The sequence below is a fragment of the Raineyella sp. LH-20 genome (assembly GCF_033110965.1).
Lineage (GTDB): Bacteria > Actinomycetota > Actinomycetes > Propionibacteriales > Propionibacteriaceae > Raineyella.
The window spans coordinates 2,288,877-2,311,222 of record NZ_CP137003.1; the positions used below are offsets into that span (position 1 = coordinate 2,288,877).

Sequence of the window (22,346 nt, forward strand, 5' to 3'; positions counted from 1 at the left end):
CGTGTGGCGGGGGCCCCTGTGAAGGCCTTGCGGACGCTCAGTGTTTCTCAGAGCCCTCGAGCTCACGCTCGGGTGCGGCGGGTGCGGCGGCGACCTCCGGCTGGGCCGGGGCCTCCTCCACCTCGTGCTCGCCGTGGGCGTGGGCGGCCTCCAGCTCGTCGCGGGTGGGGTGCGGCAGGTTGCTGCCGGACCACCACTGCGAGGCGCGGGCGCGAGCTGCAGAGACCTGCTTGCCGTCGCGCTGCACACCCCGGGCGTCGGTGTCCGCACTGCGGTCGAGCGCCGGAGCGTGGTCGACGGAGGTGAGGGCGTACGCCTCGTCGTGGCTGATCGGCACGTGCGCCTCGTAGTAGCCGCCCTCGGCGTTGCGACGCATGTCGCCGGACGCCGAGCCGTGCAGCAGTCGCTCCTGGTCGCTCTTCTTCATGCCCAGGCAGATGCGCTTGGTGACCCAGAAGGCGATCACCGGCACGACGAAGATCGCGAACCGTAGGAACCAGGAGATCGCGTTGAGCGACAGCTTGAAGTGCGTGGCGATCAGGTCGTTCGCACCACCGAACTGGAGCAGCAGCATGAAGGTGATGATCGCGACGCCGAACGCGGTCCGGGTCGGATTGTCCTGCGGGCGCTCCAGCAGGTTGTGCGGCTGGGTGTCACCGGTGAACCACTGTTCGATCCAGGGCCACAGGGCCATCACGGTGAAGAAGGCGCCGAGCAGGATCACGCCGGGGATGAAGATGTTCCAGGACCAGGTGGTGTGACCCCAGTGGGACTCCCAGCCCGGCATGATCCGGACCGCACCCTCGACCCAGCCCATGTACCAGTCCGGCTGGGAACCAGCGGTGACCTGCGCGGGGTTGTACGGGCCGTAGGTCCACACCGGGTTGATGGTGATCAGGGCGCCGAACAGGGCGAGGGTGCCCCAGGTGAGGAAGAACAGCCCGCCGGCCTTGGCGATGTACACCGGGAAGGCCGGCTCGCCGACGACGTTGCTCTCGGTTCGCCCGGGGCCCGGGTACTGGGTGTGGTGGTAGTAGGAGACCAGCCCGACGTGGGCGGCCACCAGCGCGAGGATCAGCGCCGGGATCAGCAGGATGTGCACCATGTAGAGCCGGGAGACGATCAGGTCGCCGGGGAACTCGCCGTTGAAGACGAAGAACTCGACCCAGGTGCCGACCAGCGGGATGGAGCGCATCAGGCCGTCGGCGAACCGCAGGCCGGTGCCGGACAGCAGGTCGTCGGGCAGCGAGTAGCCGGAGAAGCCGCCCATGGTGGCCAGGAAGAGCAGCCCGACGCCCAGGATCCACTGGATCTCACGAGGCTTGCGGAAGGCTCCGGTGAAGAAGACCCGGGCCGCGTGGACGAAGGCGGCGGCGACGAAGAGCAGGGCGGCCCAGTGGTGCATCTGGCGGAGCAGCAGGCCACCCCGGATGTCCATCGAAATATGGATCGTGGACTCGAACGCCTGGGACATCATCATGCCCTTCATCAGCTGGTACGAGCCGTTGTACTCGACCTCAGCCATGGAGGGCTTGAACCACAGGGTCAGGAAGACACCGGTGATCAGCAGGACCACGAAGCTCCACAGCGCGATCTCACCGATCAGGAAGGACCAATGGTTCGGGAAGACGTAACGCAGCACGGCCTTCCCGATACCGGCGATGCCCGACCGGTCGTCCAGCCATCGGGCCGTCCCGCCCTGGTTGACCAGGGCGGGGGGCAGGTCGATGTCCTTCGCCGACGCGGTGCGCGTGGTGGTGGCCGCGTCGCCCGGATTGCGGGGTTCAGAGACGGATGCGGGCTTGGCCATCACGCGTCACCTTCCTGGAAATCGTTGCGCGAATCGCGTTCGAAGAAGCTCGGCCCCACCGGAACAGTGAAGTCCTGTGTCGCGATGAGGTAGCCCTCGGTGTCGACACCGATCTTGAGCTGGGGGAGCGAACGGGCCGCCGGCCCGAACACCACCCGGCCGGAGTTGCCGAGGTCGAAGGTCGACTGGTGGCAGGGGCACAGCAGGTGGTGCGTCTGCTGCTCCCACAGCGTGATCGGGCAGCCGACATGGGTGCAGATCTTGGAGTAGCAGAGGATGCCGGACACCTGCCAGTCCTTGCGGGAGGCCGGGATGTTGATCGAGGCCGGGTCCATCCGGACCAGGATGATCGACGACTTGGCCTTCTCCTGCTGGTACTCCACCTCGTGGTAGTCCTGCAGGTTCTCTGGCTGGGCGTTGATCAGCTGGCCGATCTCGACGTCGGCCGCCTTGATCGGCTTCCAGGTGATGTCGTTGACAAGCCGGATCGGCTTCTGCGGGGTCGCCTCGGCGAAGATGGTCCGCTCGATCGTCTGGGCACGCTTGCGGCCGGTCGGCCACGGACCCATGTCGGCGAGGGTGACCACGAGCGGCAGGGCGAACAGGCCCAGCGCGCCGCCGAGGCTGGCGAGGATGACCTTGCGCCGGGCGACGCCCGAGGCGCGGATGCCTTCACTCAGCGTCACCAGGGCGTCGGTGCGGGCCTCCTCGGACGAGGGCGGGGCGTGGCGCTCCTGGGCGACCTCGTCGTCGTCCATCAGGTTGCGACCCCAGGTGACGGCACCGACACCGATCAGGAAGATCGCCAGGCCCATCGTGGTGCCGAAGACCACGTTGTGGAGGCTGCTGTGGAACGAGCCGATCTTGATCTGGACGTCGAGCGGGATGGCGAAGTACGCCACGACGGAGGCCAGGGCGGACAGCGCCGACACCGCGAACGCCACGACGACGCGGCCCTCGGCGTGCTTCGCCGCGTGCGGATTGGTCGAGACCCAGCTGGGGGCCTCGACCCCCAGGCCCGGATCGTCCACCGGTCGCTGCTGGAGCTGGTTGGTCGTGTTGTCGTTCACTTGGAGCGTGCTCCCTTCGAGGTGACCCAGACGGCGAGCACGATCAGGCCGCCGATGCCCGCGACCCAGGCCCACAGGCCCTCGGTCACCGGGCCCATGCTGCCGAGGGACAGGCCGCCACCACTGCTGCCGGCGCCTCCGTTCACGCTCTTCAGGTAACCGATGATCTCCTGGGCGTCCTGGTCGGAGATGACGTTCTTGGAGAAGACCGGCATCTGCTGCGGGCCGATGCGCATGGCTTCATAGATGTGCACCGAGTTGACGTTGGCCAGGGTGGGGGCGAACTTGCCGTTCGGCAGCGCGCCGCCCTTGCCGGTGATGTTGTGGCAGGCCGAGCAGTTGGTGCGGAACAGCTCGCCGCCGCGGGCGATCTGCTCGTCGGTCAGGTTCGTCGGGTCGATGACCGTGGCCTCCGGGATCGCGGGGCCGGGGCCCAGCGTCGCGACGTACGTCGAGATCGCGGAGATCTCAGCCTGCGAGAACTCAGTCTTCTTGCGTGGCGCCTGCTGGCCCGGACGGGCCATCGGCATCCGGCCGGTGCCCATCTGGAAATCGACGGAGGCGGCGCCGACACCGACCAGGGACGGGCCCTGGGTGGTGCCCTCACCGTTCATGCCGTGGCAGGAGGAGCAGGAGACCTGGAAGAGGGCCTTGCCCTCCTCGGCCTGCTGGGACAGGCCGGGGGCGGCGGAGACCCGGGTGCCCGGCATGACGAGCGCGTACACGGCTCCGACCAGGAACAGGGCGAGCACCAGGATGAGTGGCTTGGCAGCCGGGTGTCGCCTCCGCGTGGACAGATACTTCACAGCAATGTGCCTCTCTGTGGGGTGTGGTCCGTGACGCTCGTCAGTGCAGGAAGTAGATCACCGAGAACAGGATGATCCACACCACATCGACGAAGTGCCAGTAGTACGAGAGGGCGATCGCGCTGACCGCCTGCTCGTGCGTGAAGGTCCGCGCGAGGTAGGTGCGGGCCGTGATGAACAGGAAGCCGACGAGGCCACCGAGCACGTGGAGGCCGTGGAACCCCGTGCCGAAGAAGAAGACCGAGCCGTACGCGAACGACTGCGGGGTGAGGCCCTCGGAGAAGAGGGTCGCGTACTCCATGATCTGACCGGAGATGAAGAAGGCACCCATCACGAAGGTGAGGGTGTACCACTCCCGCATGCCCCAGCCGGCGATGTTCACCAGCGACCCGGTGCGCTTCACGCGCCCGTGCTCGGCGGCGTGGACACCCAGCTGGCAGGTGATCGACGAGGCCACCAGCACGATGGTCACCGTCGTCGCCTTCGGGATGTCGAGCCACTCGGCCGGGGTCCAACCACCCGTACCGGCCGCCGCGTGGATGTTGCGCATGTTGAAGTACGCCGCGAAGATCGCGGCGAAGAACATGAGCTCGGACGCCAGCCAGATCCACATGCCCACGGCGAGCGGATCGGGGCGGCCCGGCAGACCGCGGAGTCGGGTGTTCGGGACGGAATGGAGGGCTCCGGTGGGAATGGCCCGCCCGGTGCCCAGCAAGTCAGATGAAGAAGCCACGTGTGCATTATGGCCGGAATCACTCTCCGGCGCTCCTCCTCCGGAGTGACGGGGCAGTTTGGTTGGGTGATCGTTACAGGAACCGGTGTGATGTAGGACGATCTCTGTGGTGACGGCGAGCACAATGTGTTCGCCGTCACTTCTGGCGCGGCGTGATATTTGCCGTCAGATGGCACGGAGGCGTCGGCGACAGGTCGGGCGGCGGTCGGAGCAGGGCGGTCGCGGGGCTGACGCTACGATGCATCTGTTTGCTGGAGCCGAGTCCCGAGGAGGGCAGATGAGCGCAGACGCGTCCGCCGCAGACAAGACGGTGACGGTCCTGCTGTACTCCGATGACCGTCAGGTCCGTGAGAGCCTGAAGCTGGCGCTGGGGCGCCGGGTGGCCGCCGATCTGCCCGAGGTCGTGATCGTCGAGACGGCCACGCACGCCGCGGTCGACCACGCCATGCGCGAGGGAGGTGTCGATCTCGCGATCCTCGACGGGGAGGCCGCGCCGGCGGGCGGGATGGGCATCTCCAAGCAGTTCAAGGAGGAGATCGCGGACTGCCCGCCGATCCTGCTGCTGGTGATCCGCAAGGACGACGCATGGCTGTCGGCATGGTCGCTGGCGGACGCCGTCGAGCGGTACCCGATCGACCCGGTCGCGTTCCCGTCGACCGTCGCCGACCTGCTGCGTCGGCGACTCCAGGCCACCGGCGTCTGAACCATCCGGCGCCCGGGGGAGTCGCCCCCGGCGCCGGCCCAGCGGCCCGCGCTCCGGTGACGGGTCGCGATCACCCGAGGAGGAGTGACATGACCACGAGGAGTCACAGCTGGCCGGACGTACTGACCGGCCTCCTCAACGGCGAGGACCTGACATCCGAGGCGACGGCCTGGGCGATGCGCGAGATCCTCGGGGGCAACGCCACCCCGGTGCAGATCGCCGGGTTCGCGGTGGCCCTGCGGGCGAAGGGGGAAACGGTCGAGGAGGTGACTGCGCTCTCGGACGTCATGCTGCAGTTCGCTCGCCCCGTCCATGTCGAGACCCGTGCGGTGGACGTCGTCGGGTCGGGCGGCGACCGTGCCAACACGGTGAACATCTCGACCATGTCAGCCATCGTCGCCGCTGCGGCGGGAGCCAAGGTCGTCAAGCACGGCAACCGGGCCGCGTCGTCGCTGTGCGGCACCGCGGACTGTCTGGAGGCGCTCGGCCTGGTCCTGGACCTCGCGCCGGAGAAGCAGCAGCAGGTGATGGACGAGGAGGGGATCGTCTTCCTCTTCGCGCCGCTCTACCACGGCTCGCTGAAGTACGCCGCGACGTCCCGGCGGGAACTGGGCATCGCCACGATCTTCAACTACCTGGGTCCGCTGTCGAATCCGGCCCGCCCACAGGCCCAGGCCATCGGGATCGCCAACGAGACGATGGCCGGTCTGCTGGCCGGAGTGTTGGCCGCCCGGGGCAACCAGGGCATGGTCTTCTACGGCGGCGACGGGCTCGACGAGCTCACCACCACCACGTCCTCGACGATCTGGCTGATTCGCGACGGCAGGGTCGTGCCGACCCACCTCGATCCACTGGATCTGGGGATCCCCCGCGCCCAGAAGTCCGATCTGGTGGGCGGCAAGCCCGCGGTGAACGCGGAGATCGTCCGGGAGACGTTCGGTGGGAAGCCCGGGGCCGTCCGCGACATCGTCGTGCTGAACGCGGCAGCCACGATCCTGGCGTACGACGGCCCGGATCTCGAGGCGGACGTCACCGAGCAGTTCCGGGCGTACGTCGATCGTGCCCGGGAGGCTATCGACAGTGGCCGCGCGCTGGCCCGGCTGGAGAGCTGGGTGGCGACCACCCGGCGGCTGGCCGCCGAGCACTGAGCGCCCGGACGGCGGCCCGGCCGAGGTCTGAGCCGCCCGGCGGCCGGCGCGCGGCGTCGGCCGGCTGCCGGTCGTCAGCCGAGCGGTCCCGTCGCGTCGAGCAGTACGGACGCGACGGGGCCGAGCCACATCCAGGGACCGTACGGGAAGGGGCTGCGGCGACCGGTCAGTGAGCGGGCGATGCCCCACAGCGCCCCGAGGAGGCTGCCGGCGAGTAGTGCCACCCACCAGCCGGTCCACGACACCGACGCGCCGAGGGCGCCGATCAAGGGGCTGATCCGTACGTCACCGAAGCCGAGGCCGTGGCCGAGGCGCCACAGCACCAGATAGAACAGGGCGGACGCCAGGGCTCCGAGGAGCACCCGTGCGGTCTCGGCGGACCGGACGGCCTCGGTGGGCCCTCCGGGGTCGGTCAGGGCCGAGACGGCGATGGCTACGGCGGTCAGGATCCAGACGACGCGGGTCAGGCGGAGCGGCAGCCAGGTGGTCCGCGCGTCGACGGCGACCAGCAGGGCGAACAAGGACGACCACACCAACCACAGCGGCAACCACCCGGCGGGCGCCAGGGTGAGTGCTGTGAGCGACGCCGCGGCGGTGAGGCCGCCACAGGTCAGGGCGAAACCGGGGGTGGCGAGATCGGGGTAGTGCGGGGGAGCATCGTCGGTGATCTCGGTGATCTCGGTGATCTCGGTGATCTCGGTGATCTCGGTGATCTCGGTGATCTCGGTGCGGGGAACGGGTCCGCTCGTGGGGACACCGCCACCAGCGAGGACGGTGGCACCCGGCGGGGTGGGATGACCCACAGGAGTCGGATCGGCTGCGGCAGCGGGCTCCGGCAGCCGGCGCAGCACCGGGCCGGTCAGCAGCGCGACCAGGCCACCGATCGCCAGCGCTCCGATGACCGGGACGACGATCGGCGGGATCGCGAGCAGGGCGATCGCGAGCAGGGGCGTGATCATGGGCGCGGTGGCCGAGGACGTACGGCCCGTCGGGACGTCCCGGATGAGGACGGCCGACGGAGGCGGTGGGGGACGGCAGACGAGGGGCGGGGGGCCATGGTGGTCCCTCCGCCCCTCATGACCGCAGATCCGCGGGTCAGCGGGTGGCCTTGGTGAACCCGGCGGCCGAGGCAGCCTCCTCGGTGGCGAACCACACGTCGGTGACGGTGCGCTCGTAGGAATCGGATCCGGGCAGGTGGTACTTCATCGAGCGCGGGTTGCCCTTGATGATGTACTCCGCCGGCGGCTTGGTGCCGACGAACGAGTCGGGGCCATAGCTCGTCGCAGTGTCGGTGGACACCGCGCGGTCCGCCTCGGTGATCCCACCGCCCTCACCGATCATCTCTGCCTCGGCCTCGGCGGTCTCGTCGTCCATCTCGTCCGACACCTCGACCTCCTCGGCGGGGGCGGGCTCCTCGGCGGGGGCGGGCTCCTCCGGACGTGCCGGAGCCGGCGGGGTCGGCTGGTAGTTCTGCCAGGCGTCCTCCTTGGGGGAGCCGAGCTTCTTGGCGACGAGGATCCCGATGCCGATCAGACCGGCCAGCACCAGCAGCACCTTCCAGGTGCCACCGCCCTTGCGGCCTTCGCGCGCCGCGAGCTTCTCCTCGGCGAGGGCGAGCTTGGCCTGTGCCTTGGCGAGCTTCGCAGCCGCCTTGGACTCCTTGCGGGCCTTCCGCCGGCCCTTCGCGGGCGCCGGCGCCGGGTCGACAGCAACGGCCTGCGAGGCGACGGTCTCACCGGCGACCGCCTCGGCCGCCTTGTCGAGGAGCTTCTCGGCGCGAGGGACGACATCCTCCTTGATCCGGGTGGCGGCCTCCTCGGCGAGCGGGCCGACGGCGAGCAGGGCCTGCTCGAGGCGAGGAGCCAGCGTGTCGAGGGTGCCGCGGGCACCGGCAACACCACGGGCCTTGGCCTCGCGGGCGACCGGCGCGAAGCGCGCCTGGGCCTCCTGGGCGACCGGTGCCAGCCGGGCCTGGGCCTCCTGGGCGTACTCAGTGATGATCTCCTGGGCCTGTTCGGCCAGCGGGGCGAGGCGGGCCTGCGCCGTCGCGGTGAACGGGGCGATCCTGGTCTGGGCGTCCGCGACGCGCGCGGCCCCGATCTCACGGGCCTGATCGATGTACGGGGCGGCCGCCTTGATGGCCGCGTCGACAGCGTCGACGCCGACCTCGGTGAGGGACTTCGGCGTCTCGGCCTCGACGACCTTCTGGGTGTTGCTCTTCACTCTTACCTCCGAATTCGTCTGTCAGCGCCTGTCACGTCCGGGCCGCTCGGACCCGGGGACGGGCGGCGCCCCTCGGCGTAGCTCCAGCCTAGCGACCGCCATTCCACATCCGACAGATTCAGGGAGGCTTCTTCGTGGAAACGCCACAATCCGGTGCCCCGACCTCGCGGACGCGACGGGCCCCCGCATCGATCGCGGCACGGCGGTGCTCCCGTCGCCGTTGCCCGCCGCGAGGGGCGTGACAAGATGGACAGGACATGACCGTGTCGTCGGGTCGCCACCCGCCGACCCGACGAAAGGCAGCTCGTGGGCAACTCCACTGCAATCCTGCACACCAACCATGGGGACATCTCCATCACCCTGTTCGACGACATGGCGCCGAAGACCGTGGCCAACTTCGTGGGTCTGGCCGACGGGACCAAGGAGTACGTCGACGCGAAGACCGGTGAGCGGGTGACCGGGCGGTTCTACGACGGGCTCGGCTTCCACCGCATCATCCCGGGCTTCATGATCCAGGGTGGCTGCCCACTCGGCACCGGGACCGGCGATCCCGGCTACAAGTTCGCCGACGAGTTCCACCCCGAGCTGGCCTTCAACAAGCCCTACCTCCTGGCGATGGCCAACGCCGGCCCCAACACCAACGGCTCGCAGTTCTTCATCACTGTGGACCAGACCCCGTGGTTGAACCGCAAGCACACCATCTTCGGGGAGGTCGCCGACGAGGCGTCCCGCAAGGTCGTCGATGCCATCGCGGCGGTGCGGACCGGCCGCGGTGACCGTCCGGTCGAGCCGGTGGTGATGGAGTCCGTCGAGATCGTCGCGGGCTGACCCGACCGTGTCCCAGCCGATGGGGAGCCCGGGCCTCGACGGCCCGGGCTTCCGCCCCTGTTACCGGCATCCCGACCGGATGACCGGCATCACCTGTCAGCGGTGCGGACGGCCGATCTGCGGTGAGTGCATGATCCCGGCCTCGGTCGGGTTCCAGTGCCCGGAGTGCGTCGCTCGCGCCCGGTCCCGGGAGCGGGCGACCCGTACGACGGCGCGGCGGACCCATCCCGCCGGGCAGGGCACGTTCGCCACGCTGGCCTCGCAGAGCGGCACCATGCTGCTGCTCGGCCTGATCGTCGTCATCCAGGCGCTGGACAGCATCCTGTTGGGTCGGGTCTCGCGTCTGCTCGCCTACTTCGGCCAGGCCGTGCTGGCCGGCGAGGTGTGGCGCCTGGTGACCCATGTGCTCGTCTCCGGCGGGATCCTGGCCCTGGTGATCAACGGCTTCGTGCTGTGGATGTTCGGCCGGACGATGGAGATGATGTGGGGTCGGTGGCGCTTCCTGGCGACCTACTTCCTGGCTGGTCTGGGCGCTGCGGCGTTGATGCTGATCGCCGGGCCGACGGGCGCGGTCCTCGGTGGCGCGTCGACCTCGATCATCGGGCTGCTGGCCGCGAACGCAGGGGCCAAGTTCCATGACCGGGAGGATGCCAAGGCGGACCTCATCCTGCTCGCCATCCTGATCGCGTTCAGCGTCTTCAGTGCCCCGGTGATGGTGATCGCCGACGTGGGGGCGATCCTGGCCGGCGGCGCGTGCGGCTGGCTGTGGTCCACTGCTCCCGGTCCCGGCTCCGGGCGTCGACGTGGATCGCTGACCCGCTCCGACCACCTGCACCTGACGGGTGCGCTGGTGATCCTCGGGGTCTGCCTCGTGCTGGCGGGGGTGGCGTTCTTCGTCCGTTGACGTCGTCGTCAGGGGCGGGGCGTCGGTGCATACGGCGGCACCCCGCCCCTCACTCCGAGGTGGCCCTCACTCCGACGTGGGCAGGACGGGAACCAGCTGGCAGGCAGGGACAGATCAGCGGGATCAGAGGGGATCAGTTACCGAGGCTGAAGGCCGCTTCGAGGTCGTGCTTGGAGAAGGCACGGAAAGCGATGTGCGTCTCGGTCGAGATGATGCCGCCGACCTTGTTCAGCCGGTCGGAGACCACCGCCGACAGATCGTCCAGCTCGCGGACCCGGACCATCGCCACCAGATCGATCGTGCCGGTGACGGAGTAGACCTCGGTCACACCATCGAGATCGGCGATCTCCTGGGCGACCTCGGGGATGCGGTCGGTCTCGGCGTTGACGAACACGATTGCGGTGACCATGGCCGTCATCCTAGTGCGCGCCCGACCGCCGCGGCGGGGACGGGCGTCGATCCCTCATCCTCCAGCGCGTCGCCCACGACGCCGGTGCGTATGGGGGGCGGTCCGTCATCGCGGGGATCCGCCGGGACCGGGACCGTGTCTCCGCGCAGCCCGGCCAGCACCTGCGGCAAGGCGTCCGGGGTGACAGTAGCCCGCAACGGCCACATCCAGTCGCCCTGGATGTCGATCAGGCGCACGCCGGGTTCCTCCAGCCACGACGCGATCAGCCCGGTCTCCTCGGGGATCGTCGCGTCACCGCGCCGGGCCGCCGGGACGGACTCGGCGAGCAGGACGGCCTCTTCGGCCACCCTGACCGCGGACTCGCCCGGGCGGGTGCGAGCCGCGCCGGCCAGCCGCCCGTGCCGGATCACGTGGATCTCCCATCCGGGGCGTCCAGCCGCGCCTGCCGGCGCGAAGGTGTCGGTGGTCCGACGGGCGGCGACGAGCTGTGGGCAGTCGACCAGCGAGGCGATCCGGTGGTGTCGGCGGCTGGTGTCCAGGTAGTCCTGCAGACGGGCGCGCACCTCGTCGGCCTCCTCGTAGCGTTGCTGGTCGCTCAGCGGCCCGATCCGGTCGGCGTGGGCCCGCACCACGGCGGCCACGTCGCCGGCCATCGCGGTGACCACGTCCCCGACCACCAACGCGTAGTCCTCCCGGGATATCCGGTGGTCGCACGGGGCCGGGCAGCGTCCCATCTCGGCGAGGGCACAGGCGGCGGTGGGGCGACGTACGCTCAGTCGGGTGGTGCAGCGGCGGACCGGGAACGCCTCCTGCAGCGCCTCGACCACCGGCTGGGCGGCCTCGCGGCCGGGGAACGGGCCGAACCGCACCTTGTCCCCGGGATCGCGTACGACCGAGAGCCGCGGGTAGGCCTCGTCGGTGAGCACGATCCAGACCGGATGGGCCGCTCGCTTGGAGCGGCGGTTGTAGCGCGGTTGGTGGGCGGTGATCAGGCGCACCTCGCGCACCCTCGCCTCCAGCGGCGTACGACACTCGACGCAGTCGACCCCCTCGGCCTGCCGGATCATGTCCTCCATCCGGGCACGCCGCTCCGAGGCGGTGAAGTAGCCCTGGACCCGGCGGCGGATGTCCACGCTGGTGCCCACGTAGAGGATCTCCCGCGGTCCGTCATCGGGCCGCTCACACGCGGCCGGCCCGAGGGACCGGTCCGGCGGGGTGGCGGGCACCAGCGCCGGCGCGGCCGGATCCGTCGCCGGGTCCGTTGTCCGGGGCGTACGCCGGTCACCGCGGTAGAACCAGTAGACGCCGGGCGCGTGCGGCAGGTCCTTGGCCCACGGGGCGCGTTGCCGTCGGGCAGGGGAGACCGGCCGCATCATGGCGACCAGGTCCTCCAGGGTGGAGACCCCGCGATTGCCGACCCGGGCGATCAGGTAGTGCAGCAGGTCGACCGTCGCCCGGACGTCCTCCAAGGCCCGGTGGGTCGGGGTGGTGTCGGCCCGCACATGGGCGGCCAGGGTGCCCAAGGCGTAGTTGCGCACCTCGGTGCGGGGGATGATCTGGCGGGCCAGGGCCAGGGTGTCGAGCACCTGGCGGGGCTGCCAGGGATAGCCCAGCGCGTCGCACCCGCGCCGCAGGAAGCCCATGTCGAAGCGGGCGTTGTGCGCGACCATCACGCAGCCACGGCTGAACTCCAGGAAGGCCGGCAACACCATCGGCAGGGTCGGTGCGCCGCGCAGCAGCCGCGGCGTGATGCCGGTCAGCGCACTGATCTCCGCCGGGACCGGGCACTCGGGGTCGACCAGTGTCTGGAACTCCCCGACGACCTCGCCCGCCCGCACGTGGGAGGCGCCGATCTCGGTGATCGCCGCGTCGCGGCCGGTGCCCGTCGTCTCCAGGTCGACCACGCAGAAGTCGACCGCCGCCAACGGCTCGCCCAGGTCACCGAACGACGGCTGCAGGTCGTCGGTGATCCGGGGAGGACCGTCGAGGGGGAGCTGGGTGATCACGGACAGCAGGCTAGGCGGGGCCTCTGACATCGGGCCGTACGGCTCGGCGGGCGATCTCGCTGGCCGGACACCTATCCTGGGGGCCGACGCGACCGTACGGCGAGGAGGACGGGTGCACGCAGGATCCGCGCGGGACCGGGGGAGATGGGCGCTCGTCGTCGGGGCGCTGGCCCTCGGCGCGGTGTCGATCACCCTCGCGCCTGCTCCGGTGATCCCTGGGCGCGATCGGACCGTGGCGCCCTTCCTCGCCCGGACCGATCCCCGTCCGATGACGACGCGGCGACTCCCCGACGGGACCACGGTCGCCTGCGCCGCCGGCGCCGACTGCGCGGTGTGGGCCGCCGCGATGACCCGCGCCGAGGAGGCGCTCGACCCGTTGCTGCCGGCCCGGCCGCCGGTCGGGGACGTCACGGTGGTGGCGCCGACGTCGGTCGTTCAGGCGGCGCTGCTCGGGGTGGCGATGACCGCGCGACCGGCCGCGACCACGCTGATGGTCGACGACGATCTCGTCGCGCGCGGGTTCGCGCCGGCCGACCAGCGGGGACGGACCTGGATCGTGGTGAATCCCGACATCGCCCGGGCCGGTGGCGATCTGCCGACGCAGGTGCTGACCCACGAACTCGTCCACGCCCGCACCCGGGCGCCGGAACTCACCGGGCCGCTGTGGGTCGAGGAGGGCTATGCGGTCGCCTTGACCCACCGGGCCCTCGGCCCGCAGGCCGGACCGGTCCGGCCGCCGTCGGCCGCCGGTGACTGGCCGTCCGACCGGTGGCCGCCGCGCACCACCGACGACTACGGTGTCGCCGGACAGATCGTCACCGACCTCGCCGCGCGCATCGGGTGGGACGGCGTGGCACGCTGGTACGCGGCATCGGAGGCGGGCGCCGGATCGCTCGCCGCCGCCGGGGCGGAGCTCACCCGCCCGGACGGCCCCGCGATGCGAGGGTGAGGAGACAGACATGCCCACTGCGGACCAGCGGACGGCCATCGGGATCGACATCGGCGGATCCAAGGTCGCCGCGGCGGCGGTGGCTCCCGACGGACAGATGCTGGGGCGTCGTACGATCCCCACGCCCACGGACCGGGCGGACGCCGTCGAAGAGGTGATCGTCGAGCTGGTCGATGCGCTGGCGGGGGAGCATGCCGCCTGCGCGGTCGGGATCGGCGCTGCCGGCTGGGTGGACGAGACCCGTCGGAAGGTCCGGTTCTCCCCGCACCTGGCCTGGCGCAACGAGCCGCTGGCCGATCGTCTCGAAGCGCGACTCGACCTGCCGGTCGTGGTCGACAACGACGCCAATGCCGCGGCCTGGGGCGAATACCGGTTCGGCGCCGGCCAGAGCAGCGAGTCTTTCGTGATGATCACCCTCGGGACCGGGATCGGCGGCGGACTCGTCCTCGACGGCGAGGTCCACCGCGGCCGCTGGGGTGTGGCGGGCGAGTGGGGCCACCTGTGCGTCGTCCCCGACGGCCAGATCTGCCCGTGCGGCAACCGGGGCTGCTGGGAGCAGTACTGCTCCGGGGAGGCGCTGCGGCGCGAGGCGGTCGCCCTGGCTTGGACCGGTTCGCCGCGGGCGCTGCCGCTGCTGGACCGCGTCGGGGGCGACCCGGCCGCGATCCGCGGATACCACGTCACTGCCGCCGCCCTGGACGGCGACCCGGCCTGCGCAGAGATCCTCACCGGGGTCGGCGAGTGGCTCGGGCGTGGCCTGGCCGGCCTGGCCGCGATCCTCGACCCGGAGCGGTTCGTGATCGGCGGCGGCGTCAGCGAGGCCGGCGACATGCTGCTCGACCCGGCCCGCACGGCGTACGCACGGCACCTGACCGGGCGTGGTTTCCGGCCGATGGCCGAGATCCTCCCGGCCCGGCTGGGGAACGACGCCGGGCTGGTCGGCGCCGCGGACCTGGCACGGCGTGGGGCGTGCGCCGGCTGAGCGCCGGCCTCCGGTCGGTACGTACGACCGGCTGACCGGAAGCGGAAGCCGCCACTCAGCGCCGGGCGACGAACCGGTCGAAGAAGGCCGCCGTCCCGGTCCGGATCTGCGGGGCGTCGTTGTCGAGGGTCGCCACGTGGTAGGAGTCCTCGAGCATCCGGACGGTCAGGTCACACGGTGCGGTCCGCAGCACGCCCAGCGAGGTGTCGTCGACCACGTGGTCGACGGTCGAGCGGAACAGCAGCGTCGGTGCGGTCAGCCGGTCCAGGTGCACGGTCACGTCGCGCCACAGCGCGCGCAGTGAGTTCGCCGCCGCCAGCGGCGTACGGTCGTACGCGAACTCACGGCGTCCCGGCTTCTTGATGTCGCTCGCGATCCCGGCGATCGAGCCGATCAGGCGGGACAGCACCGGCAACAGCACGTACGTCGGGTCGGACGTGCCCAACGAGGGGTTGACCAGGGCGACGGCCGGGATCTCCGGATGCTGCTCGGCCAACCGGACGGCCAGTGCCCCACCCATCGACAGACCGCCGACGAACACCACGTCATGGTCAGTCGCGAGCCGGACGTACTCCTGCTCCACGCGGTCGTACCAGTCGGTCCAGACGGTCCGGGCCATCTCTTGCCAGGTTGTGCCGTGGCCGGGCAGACGCGGCACCGCGACGTCGTAGCCGCGGGCGGCGAGCCCCTCCGCCCAGAGACGCAGCGACGCGGGGGTGCTGGTGAAGCCGTGGCAGAGCAGCACCGCCCGGGCGCCCGGGGCCGGACGTACGGACGACACCGTCGCACCGGACGCCGTGGCGTCGGACACCGTGGCGTCGGGCACCGGGGTGTCGGCTGAGGGGGCGTCGGCTGACGAGCTGCCGGCGCGATGGGCTCCGTCCACCGCGTGCAGGCGATAGCCCCACGCATCGGGGTCCACGGTGACGACCGGCCGGACTGGGCGGGTGACCATGGTCCGACTGTAGCCGGACCAGCCCACGCCGGCCGGACGACGATCGGACCACCGCCGACGGGGTCCGATTGGATAGGCTGAGTCGTCCCTAGATCCGTTGCCGCAGCGACGCACGGGTCGGCCCTGACCACCGGAGGTGTCCGTGTCCGAGATGGCGTACTCACTCTTCAAGCGGCTGCTGTTCCGCCCGGCGATCGCCGGGCTGTGGCGGCCGTGGGTCGAGGGCGAGGAGAACGTCCCCGCGGTGGGGCCTGCGCTGATGGCGAGCAACCACATCTCGGCCGGAGACACCGTCATGCTGCCGGCGATGATCCGCCGCCGGATGGTCTTCCCGGCCAAGTCCGAGGCCTTCCACGGCAAGGACATCAAGTCCCGGGTGGTCGCCTGGTTCCTCAAGGCCGTCGGCATGCACCCGATGGACCGCTCCGGCGGTCGGGCCAGCGCCGAGAGCCTCGCCGAGGTCTCGGAGGTGCTCGGCCAGGGTGACCTGCTCGGCATCTACCCGGAGGGCACCCGCTCGCCCGACGGCCGGCTCTACAAGGGCAAGACCGGCGTCGCCCGCCTGGCGCTGGCGTCCGGTGCCCCGGTGATCCCCGTCGCGATGATCAACTCGCAGCTCGTCAAAGGCCCCTTCGGCATCCCGCTGATGCGCAAGCCCGGGATCAGGATCGGCCGGCCGCTCGACTTCTCGGAGTATCGCGGACGCGACAACGACCGCGAGGTGCTGCGCTGGATCACCGATCGGGTGATGGCCGCCATCGTGGAGCTGTCCGGGCAGGAGTACGTCGACGTCTACGGCACGAGCGTGAAGTCGGGCAACTTCACTCCTGAGCAGCTCGCCGCCAAGGTGCAGGCCCGGCCCGGGATCGGCGCCCGCAAGCCGCCGATCGAGGTCCCCGGACCCGCCTCCCAGGGCTGATCCCGCGCCGGCACCGGCGCCTGCCGAGGGCGGGTCCGTCCCGGTCGTCGGGGTGTCCCGTCCGGCGCCCACGATTCCCGGGACGACGGAGGAGCGTTGGCGTTTCCGCCTAGACTCGTCCGCGTGTCTGATGCATCACGAATCCCCTCCCTCGGTCAGCTGCACGCCATGAACCCTGCCCAGCAGCCGAGCTATGCGGATCAGGCCGAACTGGCCGACGTCATCGCCCAGCTGCGGACCCGCCCGCCGCTGGTGTTTGCCGGGGAGTGCGACGACCTGCGGTCCAAGCTCGCCGCCGTCGCCCGCGGCGAGGGATTCGTCCTGCAGGGCGGGGACTGCGCAGAGACGTTCGCCGGAGTCACCGCGGCCAACATCCAGAACAAGCTGCGTACGCTGCTGTCAATGGCTGTCGTGATGACGTACGCCGCCCAGGTCCCGATCGTCAAGATCGGCCGGATCGCCGGGCAGTACGCGAAGCCGCGCTCCAAGGACACCGAGACCCGCGCGGGCGTCACCCTGCCCGCCTACCGCGGCGACGCGGTGAACGGCTTCGACTTCACCGCGGAGTCCCGTCGGCATGACCCGAAGCGACTGCTGGAGACGTACAACTCGTCCTCGGCGACGATGAACCTGGCCCGTGCCCTGCTGACCGGTGGTTTCGCCGACCTGCGGACGGCCCACTCCTGGAACGCCGACTTCGTCCGGTCCGCCCCGGTGAACGAGCGTTACACCGAGCTGGTCGGCGAGATCGACCGCGCGCTGGCGTTCATGGTCTCCTGCGGCATGGACGCCGAGGCGATGCACACCGTCGACTTCTTCTCCTCCCACGAGGCGCTGCTGCTCGACTACGAGCACGCGATGACCCGAATCGACTCGCGTACGCACACGCCGTACGACGTGTCCGGCCACTTCATCTGGATCGGCGAGCGCACCCGCCAGCTCGACGGCGCCCACGTCGAGTTCCTCCGGCACCTGCGCAACCCGATCGGCATCAAGCTGGGCCCCAGCACCTCGGCGGCGGACGCACTGGCCCTGGCGGACAAGATCGACCCGGACCGTGAGCCCGGCCGGCTCACCCTGATCACCCGGATGGGGGCCGACAAGGTCCGCACCGTGCTGCCGCCGGTGATCGAGGAGGTGATGGCGTCGGGACGCCAGCCGGTCTGGATGTGCGACCCGATGCACGGCAACACCTTCACCACCGACAACGGCGTGAAGACCCGCGCGTTCTCCGACGTCGCGGACGAGGTCGACGGGTTCTTCGGCGTGCACGAGCAGTGCGGCACCTGGCCGGGCGGCATCCACATCGAGCTCACCGGTGACGACGTCACCGAGTGCGTCGGCGGTGTCGACGAACTCGGCGAGGACGACCTGGGCGAGCGCTACGAGACCCTCTGCGATCCGCGGCTCAACCGCAACCAGTCGCTCGAACTGGCCTTCACCGTCGCGCAGCGGCTGACCGAGGGGCGGATCAAGCGGGCCAACCCGGTCCAGGAGTACACCCCGAAGACGTTCTGAGTCGTGGTCGGTCAGGAGGGACAGCGGATGGCCGCACCGTTCCGGATCCTCACCGTCTGCACCGGCAACGTCTGCCGGTCCCCGGTCGCCGAGTTCCTGCTGCGCCACGCACTCGGCCCGGGGGTCGAGGTGGCCAGCGCCGGCGTCGCGGCGCTGGTCGACGCGCCGGTGGATCCGCCGATGGTGGATCGTCTGCGCACCGGTGGGGTGGTCGACACCGCGGGCTTCCGGGCCCGTCGCCTCACCGCGGCGATGATCCAGGAGGCGGACCTGATCCTCGCGATGACTCGCGACCACCGGGCCGACGTGGTGACCGAGGTGCCGCAGGCGTTGGGACGTACGTTCACCCTCACCGAGTACGCCGCGATCCTCGCCCGGTGGGCGGACGGTCGGACCTTCTACACGGTCCGGACGTCGGACCGACTGGCCGAATTCACCGCGGAGGCGGCCCGGCTGCGAGGCACCGTACGGTTCGACGCGCCGGCGGAATACGACGTCCCCGATCCGTTCCGGGCGGCGCCGGAGGTCTACGACCTGGCGTACGACCGGATCGGTGCGGCCGTCGCCGCCATCGCGGCCGTGCTGCGCCGGGACAGCGGCCCCGGCGGGACGGGCGTGCCGGGGACGGCCCCGAGGAGAGCGATCGAGGTCGAGCCGGACTCGATGACTGCGCCCTCGGGAGAAGGGCCCGCGGCGCGGCCGCGGCCGGAGATGCCCCGGGAACCCGTGGCGGAGCGGTCGGATTCAGGCCAGGGCGGGCTTCGCGGCCTGTTCCGGCGCCATCGTCCGTGACCGCGTCTGGGCGGCGACGTCGGTCGCCGCTGCCCGCACGCTGGTCGGGTCGGTCAGGTAGCTGTTCATGTGGACGTCGAAGCCGTGCAGCATGTTCGACGGCGACGCGCTGGACACGGTGAAGTCGCACACCGAGTCACCGGTGTTGCAGACCGTGTGCCACCGATCCGGATGGTCCCAGAAGGTGTCCACGTCCGAGGTCGTCGGGCGGAAGCGGTTGCCGGCCATGAACGGTGCGGCGTACGAGATGCCGTAGTGCGCAGGCCCGGTGGCAGTGGTGCCGTAGAGGTGACCGGAGTCATCGGGGAGACGGTCGGGATCGGCGATCGCCAGGACTCCGTCGATCCGGTCCATCAGGCCCGGACCGTACGCTTCGGGGTGGGCGGCCATGTCGGCCATTGCCCGATGGGTGACGATCGCACCCTGTGACTTCCCGGACAGCACGTAGTGCTCGGTGGGGCAGCCGGCCGACCGCTCGGCGAGCACCGCTTCGAGCTTCGTCACCCCGGTGTCGATGCTGCGGAAGAAGTCCTGCGAGGAGTACGGGGACGCCAGGGTGGTGACCGGGGTCGAGGGGTAGTCGATCGACATCGCCGAGGCGGCGTGGCCCGGGATCTCCAGCCGGTACTGCTGCCACGCCAGGGCCGACTCGGGGCCCATCCCGTAGAGGCTCGACTCCGGCGTCTCGCCGGAGCCTCGTACGCCGATGAACATCACGTCCTGGCACGGGATGACAGTGGTCATCTCGGGGGCCGGAGCCGTCCGCGTCGCCGCATCCGCAGGCAATGCGACGACCGCACCGTAGAGCGCGAGACCTGCGCCGAGCCCGGCCGCCACGCGGCGACGCCGACGACGCCTGAGGGACTTCCGCTCGAGGGCGGCGGACCGATCGGGACGGCGCACGTCGGCGAGGGGGGTGAAGCGGATGAAGCGGGGGAGGCGCACGCAGTGTTCCTGTGGTCGGCGCGGGCGTGTGCCCGGGGCGAGGCCCCGGTGCCCTGGTGAACGTCTGTGATCAGAGTACGGGGGCAGATCGCCGAACAACGAATCGTCACCGGCCGGTGGCACAGGAGAGACTCAGGAAAGGCTGTCGGTCGACCGCGGTCGGTGCCCGGCCCGCGCGGGCTCGGCACCGGGATGTGACGTGAATCACCATGGCGGTGGCACGCCGGGAGGCGGTGTCAGGTCAGGAAGAGGGGATCAGGTCAGGAAGAGGGGATCAGACCAGGAAGAGGGTGATGACGCTCCCCTTCGCGATCATCGCGCCGGGATCGGAGGACGTGCGGGCGACGTAGCCCAGACCGAGGTAGTTGACGTCGACCGGCTGGGTGGTGGACTGGAACCCGGCCTGCGCCAGCGCGTTCTGGGCCTGCTGGGTCGACATCCCCTTGACGTCCGGAACCGGCGCCTCCGGAGCCCCCTTGGAGATGGTCAGCGCCACGGTGTCACCGCGGTACAGCGTGCCGTCGGACGGCGTCTGGCCCATCACCTTGCCGGCCGCCACCTGGTCGGAGAAGTCCTCCCGAGTGACCACCCGCAGGCCCTTGCCCGCCAGCGTCGCCACGGCGTCCTTGGCGTCCCGGTTGTACCAGGTGGTGATCGTGATCGGCTCGCGGCCCTTGGAGACGGTCAGGTCGATGGTCGTGTCGGGCCCGACCGAGGTGCCGGGCTGTGCCGAGGCGGAGGTCACCAGGCCCTGGGCGGTGTCCTCGCTCCAGGCCTCGGTCACCCGGCCGACGGTCAGGTGGGCGGCGCGCAGTGCGTCCTGGGCGGTGGCGATGTCCTTGCCGACCACGGCGGGCACCTCGTAGCGTTCCGGCCCCTTGGACAGCACGGCGGTGAGGGTGCCGCCCCTGGCGATGTTCTCACCCTGGGCGGGGACGGTCCCGATCACCCGACCCGCCGGCACTGTCTCGGAGAACTCCTCGGTGGTCGCGAAGGTCAGCCCGGCCGCTTCGGCGGCGGCCTCCGCCTCCGGCTGGGTGAGGCTTGCCACCGCGGGAGTGGCCACGTAGCGGCCGGCGGCGAGCCACCACACGCCGACGACGAGGGCGACGGCGGTCGCCAGGGTGAGGGCCATCGACGTCAGGCGCCGGGCGCGGCGGCGACGTGTCTCGCGGGCGATCTCGTACGCCCCCGAATCGGCCCATCGGGTGTCGTCCATCGCCGGGCGGTCGGGCCCAGAAGGCTCCGCCGTACGGGTCCCGGTCCGGGGAGCGGCCGAGGCGGCGGTCCTGGGCGCGGTGGTCGTGGTGGTCCTGGTCGGGACGGCGGTCCGGACCGAGGTGGTCGATGCTGCGGTGGTCGATGCTGCGGTGGTCGGGGCTGCGGTGGTCGGGGCAGCAGTGGTTGGGGCAGCAGGAGTGGTCGGGACGGCAGCAGTGGTCGGGGTGGTGCCGGACGCGGTGGTGCGCCGTACGGTCAGGTCGACCTCCGGCGTCTCGGCCGGTGCCGGGCCATCCACCGCGGGCGCGGCCGAGGCCGCGGTCGGTTCGGCCGCCGCCGCGACCGCGTGGGCGGCCGCCAGTGCAGCCAGGGCCCGCCGGGTCGGCGTGTACTCGATGTCGACCGGCTCGGTGTCGTCGAGGGAGTTCGGATCCGAGAGCAGGGTGGTGAGGTGCGGGTCGTGCATGATCCCCGACGACAGGGCCTTGCGGGCGCGCCGCACCCCGTCGAGGAAGGCCCGGGCGTCGCGCGGCCGGCGGTCGGGGTCGCGCGCGGTGGCGGCGCGGACCAGGGCGTCCAGGTAGGGCGGGATGCCGTCGGGGGACCGGCGCCAGTCGGTGTCGACCCAATCCGACGGCTTCGGGACGTCGCGGTGGACGTGGGCGTACGCCACCTGGATCGGCGTGTCCCCGGTGTGCGGCTTCTTGCCGGTCAGCATCTCGAAGAGCATGATGCCGGCCGAGTAGACGTCGGAGCGGGTGTCGGCGTAGCCGTGCTCGACCAGTTCCGGCGGCAGGTAGGAGACGGTGCCGACCAGCAGACCTTGGGTGGCGGCGGCCGACTGGGCCGTCACGGCCCGCGCGAGGCCGAAGTCGGCGACCTTCAGCAGCCCGCGGCGCGAGATCAGGACGTTCTCCGGCTTCATGTCGCGGTGGATCAGACCGGAATCGTGGGCGGCGGCAAGCGCCGACAGGATCGGGTCGATCAGGTCCAGCGAGCGGGTCGGGGTCAGCGGAGCATCACGGCTGACCAGCCGGCGCAGCGTCGAGCCCTCCACCAGCTCCATCACGATGTACGGGCGGCCGAAATCGTTGCCCTGATCGAAAACAGAGACTATGTTGGGGTGCGACAGGCGCGCGGCCGCCCGGGCCTCGCGATCGAAGTTCCTGGCGAAGTCCTGGTCGTCACCCAGATCCTCGTGCATCACCTTCACCGCGACCGTACGGTCGAGCCGCCGATCCTCCGCACGGTAGACGGTGGCCATGCCGCCGCGCGCAAGGCGCGCGACGATCTCGTAGCGATCGTCCAGTGCCCGGCCGATCAGGGGGTCGACGACAGTGCTCGAATGGGTCACGTCTGCTCCTAACACGGTCGAAAGGGGAAGGGGCCGTGTCAGCCTCGACTCAAGAGTCTAGAGGTGGGGTC

General features: G+C 70.9%; 20 protein-coding genes. 9 read left to right on the plus strand and 11 right to left on the minus strand.

What is annotated here, in order from left to right:
• Positions 1-37: 37 nt before the first annotated feature.
• Genes R0146_RS10035 through R0146_RS10050 form a run of 4 tightly spaced genes read right to left on the minus strand, consistent with a single transcriptional unit; the run spans position 38 to position 4,305 of the window.
• A complete protein-coding gene (locus tag R0146_RS10035; RefSeq protein ID WP_317689235.1) occupies positions 38-1,810 on the minus strand; it encodes a cytochrome bc1 complex cytochrome b subunit in 1,773 nt (590 codons plus the stop codon).
• The gene (locus tag R0146_RS10040; RefSeq protein WP_317689237.1) at positions 1,810-2,880 is read right to left on the minus strand and encodes a cytochrome bc1 complex Rieske iron-sulfur subunit; all 1,071 of its coding nucleotides are present in this window, start codon (positions 2,878-2,880) and stop codon (positions 1,810-1,812) included. The genes R0146_RS10035 and R0146_RS10040 overlap by 1 nt, the downstream gene beginning before the upstream one ends.
• Positions 2,877-3,686 (minus strand): cytochrome bc1 complex diheme cytochrome c subunit, encoded by an 810-nt coding sequence (locus tag R0146_RS10045; protein WP_317689239.1) that lies wholly within the window; start codon positions 3,684-3,686, stop codon positions 2,877-2,879. The genes R0146_RS10040 and R0146_RS10045 overlap by 4 nt, the downstream gene beginning before the upstream one ends.
• A gap of 40 nt (positions 3,687-3,726) precedes the next feature.
• Positions 3,727-4,305 (minus strand): aa3-type cytochrome oxidase subunit III, encoded by a 579-nt coding sequence (locus R0146_RS10050; protein WP_317692373.1) that lies wholly within the window; start codon positions 4,303-4,305, stop codon positions 3,727-3,729.
• Between the two features lie 391 nt (positions 4,306-4,696).
• Here R0146_RS10050 and R0146_RS10055 point away from each other — a divergent pair, with 391 nt between their 5' ends.
• Both R0146_RS10055 and trpD read left to right on the plus strand, forming a co-directional pair.
• The gene (locus tag R0146_RS10055; RefSeq protein ID WP_317689242.1) at positions 4,697-5,122 is read left to right on the plus strand and encodes a response regulator; all 426 of its coding nucleotides are present in this window, start codon (positions 4,697-4,699) and stop codon (positions 5,120-5,122) included.
• 89 nt (positions 5,123-5,211) lie between these two features.
• Positions 5,212-6,270: an anthranilate phosphoribosyltransferase gene (trpD, locus tag R0146_RS10060; RefSeq protein ID WP_317689244.1), complete on the plus strand. Its 1,059-nt coding sequence runs from the start codon at positions 5,212-5,214 to the stop codon at positions 6,268-6,270.
• Positions 6,271-6,344: 74 nt separating this feature from the next.
• Here the strand turns inward: trpD and R0146_RS10065 are convergent, their stop codons facing one another.
• Positions 6,345-7,229: a prepilin peptidase gene (locus tag R0146_RS10065; RefSeq protein WP_317689246.1), complete on the minus strand. Its 885-nt coding sequence runs from the start codon at positions 7,227-7,229 to the stop codon at positions 6,345-6,347.
• 136 nt (positions 7,230-7,365) lie between these two features.
• Complete coding sequence (locus R0146_RS10070; RefSeq protein WP_317689249.1) at positions 7,366-8,493, minus strand: sunset domain-containing protein; 1,128 nt, start codon at positions 8,491-8,493, stop codon at positions 7,366-7,368.
• Positions 8,494-8,799: 306 nt separating this feature from the next.
• On the opposite strand from R0146_RS10070, the gene R0146_RS10075 reads away from it, so the two are divergent.
• Both R0146_RS10075 and R0146_RS10080 read left to right on the plus strand, forming a co-directional pair.
• Entirely contained in the window at positions 8,800-9,321 is a 522-nt protein-coding gene (locus R0146_RS10075) for a peptidylprolyl isomerase (protein ID WP_317689251.1), read from the plus strand.
• A gap of 19 nt (positions 9,322-9,340) precedes the next feature.
• Positions 9,341-10,225: a rhomboid family intramembrane serine protease gene (locus tag R0146_RS10080; protein WP_317689253.1), complete on the plus strand. Its 885-nt coding sequence runs from the start codon at positions 9,341-9,343 to the stop codon at positions 10,223-10,225.
• Between the two features lie 133 nt (positions 10,226-10,358).
• Here R0146_RS10080 and R0146_RS10085 read toward each other — a convergent pair whose 3' ends face one another.
• Both R0146_RS10085 and R0146_RS10090 read right to left on the minus strand, forming a co-directional pair.
• Positions 10,359-10,634 (minus strand): Lrp/AsnC family transcriptional regulator, encoded by a 276-nt coding sequence (locus R0146_RS10085; protein ID WP_317689255.1) that lies wholly within the window; start codon positions 10,632-10,634, stop codon positions 10,359-10,361.
• 5 nt (positions 10,635-10,639) lie between these two features.
• On the minus strand, positions 10,640-12,640 hold the full coding sequence (locus R0146_RS10090; protein ID WP_317689257.1) for a DEDD exonuclease domain-containing protein: 2,001 nt from the start codon (positions 12,638-12,640) through the stop codon (positions 10,640-10,642).
• Positions 12,641-12,752: 112 nt separating this feature from the next.
• Here R0146_RS10090 and R0146_RS10095 point away from each other — a divergent pair, with 112 nt between their 5' ends.
• Both R0146_RS10095 and R0146_RS10100 read left to right on the plus strand, forming a co-directional pair.
• Entirely contained in the window at positions 12,753-13,589 is an 837-nt protein-coding gene (locus R0146_RS10095; protein ID WP_317689259.1) for a hypothetical protein, read from the plus strand.
• A 10-nt stretch (positions 13,590-13,599) separates the two neighbouring features.
• Positions 13,600-14,571 (plus strand): ROK family glucokinase, encoded by a 972-nt coding sequence (locus R0146_RS10100; protein WP_317689261.1) that lies wholly within the window; start codon positions 13,600-13,602, stop codon positions 14,569-14,571.
• A 55-nt stretch (positions 14,572-14,626) separates the two neighbouring features.
• On the opposite strand, the gene R0146_RS10105 is transcribed toward R0146_RS10100, so the two are convergent.
• Entirely contained in the window at positions 14,627-15,526 is a 900-nt protein-coding gene (locus tag R0146_RS10105) for an alpha/beta hydrolase (protein ID WP_317689263.1), read from the minus strand.
• Between the two features lie 151 nt (positions 15,527-15,677).
• On the opposite strand from R0146_RS10105, the gene R0146_RS10110 reads away from it, so the two are divergent.
• The 3 genes from R0146_RS10110 (at position 15,678) to R0146_RS10120 (ending at position 18,755) form a co-directional block, all read left to right on the plus strand.
• Complete coding sequence (locus R0146_RS10110) at positions 15,678-16,445, plus strand: lysophospholipid acyltransferase family protein (RefSeq protein ID WP_317692374.1); 768 nt, start codon at positions 15,678-15,680, stop codon at positions 16,443-16,445.
• 168 nt (positions 16,446-16,613) lie between these two features.
• On the plus strand, positions 16,614-17,963 hold the full coding sequence (locus R0146_RS10115; protein ID WP_317692375.1) for a class II 3-deoxy-7-phosphoheptulonate synthase: 1,350 nt from the start codon (positions 16,614-16,616) through the stop codon (positions 17,961-17,963).
• Positions 17,964-17,990: 27 nt separating this feature from the next.
• Positions 17,991-18,755, plus strand: a complete 765-nt coding sequence (locus R0146_RS10120) for an arsenate reductase/protein-tyrosine-phosphatase family protein (protein ID WP_317689265.1) — start codon at positions 17,991-17,993, stop codon at positions 18,753-18,755.
• Here the strand turns inward: R0146_RS10120 and R0146_RS10125 are convergent.
• Both R0146_RS10125 and R0146_RS10130 read right to left on the minus strand, forming a co-directional pair.
• Complete coding sequence (locus tag R0146_RS10125) at positions 18,708-19,700, minus strand: cutinase family protein (RefSeq protein WP_317689267.1); 993 nt, start codon at positions 19,698-19,700, stop codon at positions 18,708-18,710. The two genes, R0146_RS10120 and R0146_RS10125, sit on opposite strands and share 48 nt — an antisense overlap.
• A gap of 274 nt (positions 19,701-19,974) precedes the next feature.
• Positions 19,975-22,275 (minus strand): Stk1 family PASTA domain-containing Ser/Thr kinase, encoded by a 2,301-nt coding sequence (locus R0146_RS10130; RefSeq protein ID WP_317689269.1) that lies wholly within the window; start codon positions 22,273-22,275, stop codon positions 19,975-19,977.
• Positions 22,276-22,346: the final 71 nt, after the last annotated feature.